Raw genomic sequence first — 9,804 nt, 5'->3', positions numbered from 1 at the left:
CCCTAGCTGGGCATCTACGACACTCCGAGCTCGTCGATGAACCGGAACACCTCGTCGGCGCCGGCGGCTTCGAGCTTGGCGCTGACCGACTCAGCGCCTGGTTCCCCGGCGTCGTCGAGCCCGTCGAGCAGGCCGCGCAGCCGCATGGCGACGCGCAGCCGCAGCGCGCTGTCGTCCGCGGTGGCGGCCAGCGACTCGGCCAGCTGGTCGAGGGTGGCGAGCACGGACTCGGGGGTCGTGGCGCCGCCGGTCACCAGGCGGTCCAGCAGCAGGTGGGCCACCGCCGCGGGGGTCGGGTGGTCGAAGACCAGCGTCGCCGGGAGGGTCTGGCCGGTGGCCGCGGCGAGGCGGTTGCGCAGGTCGACCGCGGTCAGCGAGTCGAATCCGAACTCCTTGAACGGGCGTCGGGCCTCCACGGCGTCCGGGCTGTCGTGGCCGAGCACCGCGGCGGCGTGGGCGCGGACCAGGTCCAGCACGATCTGGTCGTGCTCGTGCGGGGCCGCGGCGGTCAGTCGCTCCCGCAGCGCCGAGCCGGCGTCGGCCGGCGGGGCGGCCTCGGCGGCCTGCTGGGCGGCCCTTACGTCAGGCAGGTCGGCGATCAGCGGGCGAGGGCGGGCGATGGCGAAGGCCGGGGCGAAGACCGACCAGTCGACATCGGCGACCGCGAGAAACGTCTCCCCGGCGCCGGCGGCCTGGCGCATCGCGGTGATCGCCCCCTCGGGGGCCATGCCGCGCAGGCCGCGCCGACGCATGTAGTCCTCGCCGCCGGTGGCCTCGGCCATACCACCGCCGGCCCACAGTCCCCAGGCCACCGACGTGACCGGCAGGCCACGCTCGCGGGCCTGCGCGGCCAGTGCGTCGAGGGCGGCGTTGGCCGCGCCGTAGGTGCCCTGGCGGGCGCTGCCCCAGACACCGGCGTTGGAAGAGAACAGCACGACCTGCTCCAGGTGCTCGGGGTCGAGCAGGTCGAGCAGGTGGACCGCGCCGTCGACCTTGCCGGAGCGGACGTCGGCCAGCTCCGCCGGGGTGGCGTCGGCGAGCGGGGACGGGGTGAGCGTGCCGGCGGCGTGGACCACCGAGGTGACCGGTTCGGGCAGGGAGGCCAACAGCGCGGCGACCTGCTCGCGGTCGGCGGTGTCGCAGGCCGCGACGGTCACCCGCGCGCCGAGCGCGGCGAGTTCCTCGCGCAGTTCGGCGGCGCCGGGGGCGGCCTCGCCCCGGCGGCTGGTGAGTACGACGTGGCCGGCGCCGGATCCGGCGGCCCACCGGGCCACGTGCGCGCCGAGCGCGCCGGTGCCGCCAGTGATCAGCACGGTGCCGCGCGGCTCCCACAGCGGCGCGGCCGGATCGGCGGGGGCGGGCAGCAGGCGGCGGGCGAGGACGCCGGTGGCGCGGACGGCGACCTGATCCTCGTCGTCCAGGCCGGCCAGCACGGCCGCGATCCGCCCGGCGGCCCTCTCATCGAGCGTGGCGGGCAGGTCGAGCAGGCCGCCCCAGGCCTCCGGGTGCTCCAGCGCGAAGGTGCGGGCCAGCGCCCAGACCTGGGCGGGGGCGAGCCGGGACGCCGGGTCTCCGGGTACGGCGGCGACCGCGCCCCGGGTGAGGATCCACAGCGCGGTGTCCAGGCCGCCGGTCGCCCGCGTCAGGGCCAGCGTGTCGAGCAGCGCGCGGTCGTCGTCGCGCAGCGCCAGCAGCGAGACGACGCCGGAATAAGGCTTGGCGGCGAGTGTCTCCCGGTCGACGGTCGTGCCGTGCTCGACCTCGGCGCCGGCGGCGGCCAGCGCGAGGGTCACGTCGCCCGGGTCGATGTCGGCGGGGTGGAGCACCAGCCAGGTGCCCGACAGCCTGCCCGGTTCCGGCTCGGGCAGCGGCTTGAACGCGACCCGGAACCGCCAGGCGTCCAGTTGTGAGCGTTCCCGCCGGGCGCGGCGCCAGTCGGCGAGCGCGGGCAGCACCGGGGCGAGGGCGCCGGGGTCGACGCCGAGCGTCTGGCCGAGCGTCGTGGCGTCGGCGGTCTCGACGGCGGTCCAGAAGTCGTCGTCGGGGTCGTCGGTGGCCGCGCCGGGAGCGTCGGCCAGCCAGTAGTGCCGGTGCTGGAAGGCGTAGGTGGGGATGTCCAGGGCGCGGCGGCTGCCGGTGAGGACCGTCGCCCAGTCGACCGGCAGGCCGGCGACCCAGGCCTCGGCGAGGGTCCGTATCTCCCGGTCCGCGCCGTCCTCGTCCCGGCGGAGCGTGCCGGCCACGGCCGCGACCTCCGCGCCCTCGGCGGCGATGTCCTGGATGCCTGCGGTGAGCAGCGGGTGCGGGCTGACCTCGACGAAGTGCCGGTATCCGTCGGCGAGCAGGCGCTGGACGGCCGCGGCGAACCGGACCGGCCGCCGTACGTTGTCGTACCAGTAGTCGGCGCCGTCCTCGGGCGTCATGGGCTCGGCCCGCACGGTGGAGTACCAGGGGACCCGGCCGACGCCGATGCGCACCGGTGCGAGGAGTTCCAGGACGCGGTCGCGGAGCACTTCGACCTGGACGGAGTGGCCGGCGACGCTGGACTTGATACGGCGGGCCCGGACGCCGTCCGCCTCGCAGCGGGCGGCCAGTTCGTCGACGGCGCCCACCTCGCCGGCCACGATGACCGAGGTGGGGCCGTTCACCGCGGCGATCTCCAGCCGGCTCCGGCCCGGCTCGTCCTCGTAGGCGGCGATCCGGGCGGTCACGTCGGCCTCGTCGGCGGCGATCGAGAGCATCGCGCCGGCGTCGGCGATCGCCATCATCTCCCGGCTGCGCAGGGCGATGATCCGGGCCGCGTCGTCCAGGGTGAGCGCGCCTGCGACGCACGCCGCGGCGATCTCGCCCTGGGAGTGTCCGACGACCGCGGCCGGGGTGACGCCGTGCGCGCCCCACCAGGCCGCCAGGGAGACCATGACGGCGAACAGCACGGGCTGGACGACGTCGAGCCGGTCCAGGGACGGGGTGTCCGGTTCCTGGTGGAGCACCGCCGCCACCGAGAAGTCCAGGTACTGCGCGAGTGCGGCGTCGCACTCGCGCAGGCGGGCGGCGAACGCCGGGGAGCGGTCGAGCAGGCCGGCGGCCATGCCTTCCCACTGGCCGCCCTGCCCGGGGAAGACGAAGACGACCCCGCCGGGCGGCCCGGCCACGCCGGTGACGACATCGGCCGAGGGCCGCCCGTCGGCAAGGGCGGCCGGGCCTGCCGCGTCCAGCGCGACCGCGCGGTGCTCCAGCCGGGCCCGTCCGGCGAGCATGTGTGCGATGTCGGCCTGCGGCACGTCCGGCCGGTCGCGGAGGAAGGTGGCCAGTCGGCGTGCCTGGGCGGTCAGCGCGGCGCCGTCGCGGCCTGAGAGCAGCAGCGGTACGACCGGCAGCTCCGGGTTCTCCGGTGCGGGCGGGGCGGGCGGGGACTGTTCCAGGACGACATGGGCGTTGGTGCCGCTGATGCCGAAGGAGGAGACGGCGGCGCGACGCGGCCGGCCGGCCTGGGGCCACGGCTGTTCGGTGTCCAGCAGCGCTACGGCCCCGGAGTCCCAGTCGATGTGCGGGGAGGGCGCGTCGATGTGCAGGCTGCGGGGCAGCAGCCCGTGCCGCATCGCGAGGACCATCTTCATGAGCCCGGCGACACCGGCGGCGGCCTGGGTGTGGCCGAGGTTGGACTTGACCGACCCGAGCCGCAGCGGCCGGTCCTCGGACCGGTCCTGGCCGTAGGTGGCCAGGAGTGCCTGGGCCTCGACCGGGTCGCCCAGCTTCGTCCCCGTGCCGTGGGCCTCGACCGCGTCGACGTCCTGCGGGGTCAGGCCCGCGTCGGCGAGGGCGGCCCGGATCACCCGCTGCTGGGAGGGGCCGTTCGGTGCCGTCAGCCCGTTCGACGCGCCGTCCTGGTTCACCGCCGTACCCCGCACCACGGCCAGGACCGGGTGGCCGAGGCGCTGCGCGTCCGAGAGCCGCTCCACCAGCAGGACGCCGGCACCTTCGGACCAGGTGGCGCCGTCGGCGGCGGCGGAGAACGGCTTGCAGCGGCCGTCGGCGGCCGATCCGCCCTGGCGGGCGACCTCGACGAACGTGCCGGGGTTCGCCATCACCGAGACGCCGCCGGCGAGTGCGAGCTCGCACTCGCCGCGCCGCAGGGACTCCACGGCCAGGTGCAGGGCGACCAGGGAGGACGAGCAGGCGGTGTCGATGGTGAGGGCGGGGCCCTCCAGGCCGTAGACGTAGGCGACGCGGCCGGAGACCACGCTGCCGGAGACGCCGGTCGCGCGGTAGCCCTCGACTCCTTCGGGCAGCGTGGACAGGCCGGTGCCGTAGTCGTGGTACATCAGGCCGGCGAACACGCCGGTGCGGGAGCCGCGCAGCCCCAGCGGGTCGAGGCCGGCGCGCTCGAACGCCTCCCAGGAGGTCTCCAGGAGCAGCCGCTGCTGCGGGTCCATCGCCAGCGCCTCGCGCGGGGAGATGCCGAACAGCCCGGCGTCGAACTCTGCGGCGTCGTAGAGGAAACCGCCCTGCCGGGCGAAGTCGGTCCCGGTGAGGTCCCAGCCGCGGTCGGTCGGGAAGCCGGAGATCGCGTCGACCCCGTCGCGCAGCAGCTGCCAGAGGTCCTCGGGGGTGCGCACGCCGCCGGGGAACCGGCAGGCCATGCCGATGATCGCGATCGGTTCGTCGGTGCGGGCGGCGCTGGTACGGGCCGGTTCGGGCGTGCTCGGCAGCCGGTCGGAGCCGAGCGCCCGGTCGAGCAGGTACCGGGCGATGGCGCGGGCGTTGGGGTAGTCGAACGCGAGCGTCGCGGGCAGGGTGAGGCCGGTGACCAGGTGCAGCCGGTTGCGCAGCTCGACCGCGGTCAGCGAGTCGAAGCCGAGCTCGCGCAGCGCCCGGTTGCCGTCGATGGCGCTGCCGGTGGCGAATCCCAGGACGGCGGCGATGGTGCCGCGGACCAGTTCGGTGACGGTCTGCTCGCGCTCGGCCTCGGGCCGGCCGGCCAGCCGCTCGGCGAAGGCGCCCGGGCCGTCGGCGGCGGTGGCCCGGCGCGGGCCGGTGCGGACCAGCCCGGACAGGACGGGGGGAAGCAGTCCGCTCTCGGCGGTGGCCCGCAGCGCGGGCAGGCTGAGCGCGACCGGGACGGCCAGCGCGGTGTCGGCGCGCAGGGCGGCGTCGAACAGGGCCAGGCCCTGGTCGGCCTCCAGGGGCACGACGCCGCCGCGCCGCAGCCGGCGCCGGTCGGCGTCCGTGAGGTTGCCGACCATGCCGGTGTCGGTGTCCCACAGGCCCCAGGCCAGCGAAGTCGCGGGGATTCCTTCGGCCCTGAGCTGGGCGGCGTAGGCGTCGGTGAACGTGTTGGCGGCGGCGTAGTTGGCCTGGCCGGCGTTGCCGAGCAGGCCGGCGGCCGAGGAGAACAGCACGAACGCGCCGAGCGGCTGTCCGGCGGTGGCCGCGTGCAGGTTCGCGACGGCGTCCACCTTGGCCCGCATGACGGCGTCGAGCCGGTCGGGGGTGAGGTCGGCCAGCATCCCGTCGTCGAGCACACCGGCGGTGTGGATCACGGCGCTGACCGTCACGCCGCTCAGCGCGGCCTCGACGGCGGCCGGGTCGGTGACGTCGCAGACGACGGCGCGCACCTGCGCGCCGTCGAGGTCGAGGGTTCCGCCGGATCGGGACAGCAACAACAGGTCACGGACGCCGTGAGCGGCGACGAGATGCCGGGCGACGAGGCGGCCGAGCGTGCCGGTGGCTCCGGTGACGACCACCGTGCCTGCGGTCAGGTCGGGGAGTTCGCCGTCCGGACCGGCGTGCCGGGCGATCCGGGGCACGAGGATCGTCTCCCCGCGCACGGCCGCCTGGTGGTGACCGGCCGCGAGCAGGTCCGCGATGCGTTCCATGGCCGGGGTGTCGACAAGGGCGAGCCGCCCGGGATGCTCACTCTGCGCGGACCGCACCAGCCCCCACAGAGCGGCGGCGACCAACCCGGGCACGGTGTCCCCGGGGTCGGCGGCGATCGCCCCGTCGGTGCGCACGACCAGGTGGGTGCCCGCCCACCTCTCGTCGCCGAGGAACCGTTGCAGGGTCTCCAGCAGCCGCCCGGTCTCGCCCCGTACGGCGGCACCGTTCGGGGCGGCGTCGCTCGCGCAGTCCAGCACGAGCACGTCCGGGGTGTCGTCGGGGAGCGGGTCGCCGAGCGCGATCGTCGGCAGCGGGCCGGTCGCGCCCGCCGGCACGCCGGCGTCCACCCAGTCCAGTGTGTACAGCGACGTGCTGGGTACGGCGCCGATCTGGTCGGCGGTGACCGGCCGGACCGCGAGCGCGTCGATGTCGAGGACGGGAAGCCCGGCCGCGTCGGCGGCGTGCAGCCGGACGGTCTCCGCGCCCTCGGCCACGGTGAGCCAGACACGCAGCGAGCCGGCGCCGACGGCGTGCAGACGGACGCCGCTGAACACGAACGGCAGCCGGGCCGCGCCATCCTCGCCGGTCACCAGGCCACCGGCGGCGAGAGCGTGCAGGCAGGCGTCGAGGAGCGCCGGGTGGACGCCGTAGCCGTCGGTGTCGCGGTCGGCGTCGAGGGCCACTTCGGCGAGGATCTCACCGTCGCGCCGCCACACCTGGCGCAGGCCCTGGAACGCCGGCCCGTAGACCAGGCCGGCCTCGGCCAGCGCGGCGTAGAGGGCCTCGGCCTGGACGGGGTCGGCGTCCCGTGGCGGCCACGGCTGGTCCGCCGGTTCGGTCGTCGGCCCGGCCGGGCGCAGGGTGCCGGTGGCGTGCGGTGTCCAGGGATGCTCCCGGTCGGGGCGGGAGTGGAGGGTGATCGTACGGCGGCCGGTGCCCCGCTCGGGTGGGGCGACCGTGACGCGCAGGTCGACGCCGCCGGTCTCGGGAAGCGCCAGCGGGGCTTGGAGGAGGAGTTCCTCGACGACCGGGGTGTCGGTGAAGTCACCGGCCGCGAGCGCCAGTTCGACCAGCGCCGCGCCGGGGAGCAGGACGGTGCCGAGGACGTCGTGGTCGGTGAGCCAGGGCTGGGTGCGCCGGGAGACGCGCCCGGTGAAGACCACGGTGTCGGAGTCGGGAAGGAGGACGGCGGCGCCCAGCAGGGGATGGCCGGTGCCGTCCAGCCCGGCTTCCGCGAGGTCGCCGGTGCCGGGCGCGGAGGTCAGCCAGTAGTGCTGCCGCTGGAAGGGGTAGGTGGGCAGGTCGGGCAGCCAGCGGCCCCCTTCGAGCCAGCTCCGCCAGTCGACGTCGACGCCCCGGACCCACGCCTCGCCCAGGGCCCGGACCTGCGCGGCCGGACCGTCCTCGCCCCGCCGCAACGTCCCCCACACCCCCGCATCCGGGGCAGACTGCTCCAACGCCAACGCCAGCACCGGATGCCCCGACACCTCCGCGAACAACCGGAACCCACCCTCGGCAGCCAGCCCCTCCACCACCGGCGCGAACCGCACCTGCTCCCGCAGATTCGACCACCAGTACCCCGCGTCCACAGGCTCGGTAACCCGCTCACCCGTCACCGTCGAATACCACGGAATCACCGGCACCACGCCCTCGACGCCCGCCAGCGCGGCCAGAACCGCCTCTCGTACCGGCTCCACCTGCGACGAGTGCGACGCGTACCCCACCTCCACCAGCCGCGCCCGCACACCGCGCTCCTCACACCACGGCACGAACGCCTCCAGCAAGGACCGCTCCCCCGCCACCACCACCTGCGACGGAGAATTCACCGCAGCCACCACCAGCCCCGCCCACTCCGGCCCGGCCAACCACCCCGCCACCTCGTCAGCAGCCGCGCCGACCGACGCCATCCCCCCACTCCCGTCCAGATCCACCAGCGCCTGCGAGCGGGCCGCCACCACACGGGCGCCGTCCCGCACCGACAACGCCCCCGCCACGACCGCGGCCACCACTTCCCCCTGCGAATGCCCCACCACCGCCGCGGGGACAACCCCGTACGAAGCCCACCACGCCGTCAGCGCCACCCCCACCGCCCACAACACCGGCTGCACCACCTCCACCCGCGTCAGCCACTCGTCCCTCCCGCGCAGGACGGCCTCCACGGAGAATCCGACGTGCGGCCACAGCGCCGCGTCGCACTCCCGCAACCGCTCCGCGAACGCCGGCGAATCCAGCAGCCCCACCGCCATCCCCAACCACTGCCCACCCTGACCCGCGTAGACGAACACCACATCGGAGTTGCCCAGCGGGGATCCGGTGACCGGCCCGAGGCCGGCGGCCACCGCGTCGAGGGTCTCGATGTCCCAGGCGACGGCCCGGACGGGCAGGGCGCCCCGGTTGATGAGCGTCGCGCCGAGGTCGGCCAGGGAGGCACCGGTGGTGCGCAGGTGGTTCCGGACGGTGGTGGCTTGGGCGCGCAGTCCGTCGGGGTCTGCTCCGGCGAGCGGGAGGGGAACCACTCCCGGGGTGCCCGCCGGTACGGGGGCGGGGATGGGAGCGGGGGTGGGTGCCTGTTCGAGGATGACGTGGGCGTTGGTGCCGCTGAAGCCGAAGGAGGAGACCGCGGCCCGGCGGGGGGAGTCTGCGGCGGGCCAGGGCCGTGCGGTGGTGAGCAGCTCCAGCGCGCCGGAGGACCAGTCGATGTGCGAGGAGGGCGCGTCGACGTGCAGCGTCTTCGGCAGCACGCCGCGGCGCATGGACTCCACCATCTTGATCACACCGCCGATGCCGGCGGCGGCCTGGGTGTGGCCGAGGTTCGACTTCAGCGAGCCGAGCCAGAGCGGGGCCCGCCGGTCGCGGCCGTAGGTGGCCAGCAGGGCCTGGGCCTCGATCGGGTCGCCGAGCCGGGTCCCGGTGCCATGGGCCTCGACCGTGTCGATCTGGGCCGGGGTGAGCCGGGCGTCGGCCAGCGCGTCGAGGATGACCCGTTGCTGGGAGGGGCCGTTCGGCGCGGTGAGCCCGTTGGAGGCGCCGTCCTGGTTCACGGCGCTGCCCCGCACCACCGCGAGGACCGGGTGGCCGAGGCGCTGGGCGTCGGACAGGCGCTCGACCAGCACCACGCCCGCGCCCTCCGACCAGCCGGTGCCGTCGGCGGCCTCGGCGAAGGCCTTGCACCGCCCGTCGGCGGCCAGCCCGCCTTGCCGGGCGAACTCGACGAACGTGTTCGGGGTGGCCATCACGGTGACGCCGCCGGCCAGCGCCATCGCGCACTCGCCCCGGCGCAGCGACTGCACCGCCAGATGCAGCGCGACCAGCGACGACGAGCAGGCGGTGTCGATGGTCAGGGCGGGGCCCTCGAGACCGAAGGTGTAGGCGACGCGGCCGGAGACGACACTTCCGGAGGTGCCGGTGGCCAGGTAGCCCTCGACGCCGTCGGGCAGCGTCGTCAGCTGGGCGGCGTAGTCGTGGTACATGACGCCGGCGAACACGCCGACACGGGAGCCCTTGACGCCGAGCGGGTCGAGACCGGCCCGTTCGAACGCCTCCCACGCGCACTCCAGCAGCAGCCGCTGCTGCGGGTCCATGGCCAGGGCCTCGCGCGGGGAGATGCCGAAGACGGCCGGGTCGAACGCGCCCGCCTCGTCGAGGAAGCCGCCCTCCTGGGCGAAGTCCTCGTCGGCGAACGTCCAGCTGCGGTCGTCCGGGAAGCCGGTGATCGCGTCCCGGCCTGCGTCCAGCAGGTCCCAGAGTTGCTCGGGCGTGCCCACCCCGCCGGGGTAGCGGCAGGACACGCCGACGATCGCGATCGGCTCGGCCGCCTTCTCCTGGACGTCGACGAGGTCCCGGCGGGCCTGACGAAGGTCTGCGGTCGCCCGCTTGAGGTAGTCGCGGAGCTTCGCTTCGGTATCCATGTCTCGCCAACTCCAGATG

The 9,804-nt window shown here is 75.5% G+C and carries 1 protein-coding gene; it reads right to left on the bottom strand.

Features of this window, described 5'->3' with window-relative positions; genetic code table 11:
• Window positions 1-14: 14 nt before the first annotated feature.
• Window positions 15-9,785 carry a type I polyketide synthase gene (locus tag Q4V64_RS44535; protein ID WP_303714371.1) on the bottom strand — a complete coding sequence of 3,257 codons (9,771 nt, stop codon included), beginning with the start codon at window positions 9,783-9,785 and terminating at the stop codon, window positions 15-17.
• Window positions 9,786-9,804 lie beyond the last annotated feature (19 nt).

The organism is Streptomyces sp. NL15-2K, from assembly GCF_030551255.1.
Taxonomy (GTDB): Bacteria; Actinomycetota; Actinomycetes; order Streptomycetales; family Streptomycetaceae; genus Streptomyces.
Note: the sequence above shows the minus strand (reverse complement) of the source record. Positions and strands in the feature narration are given on the sequence as shown.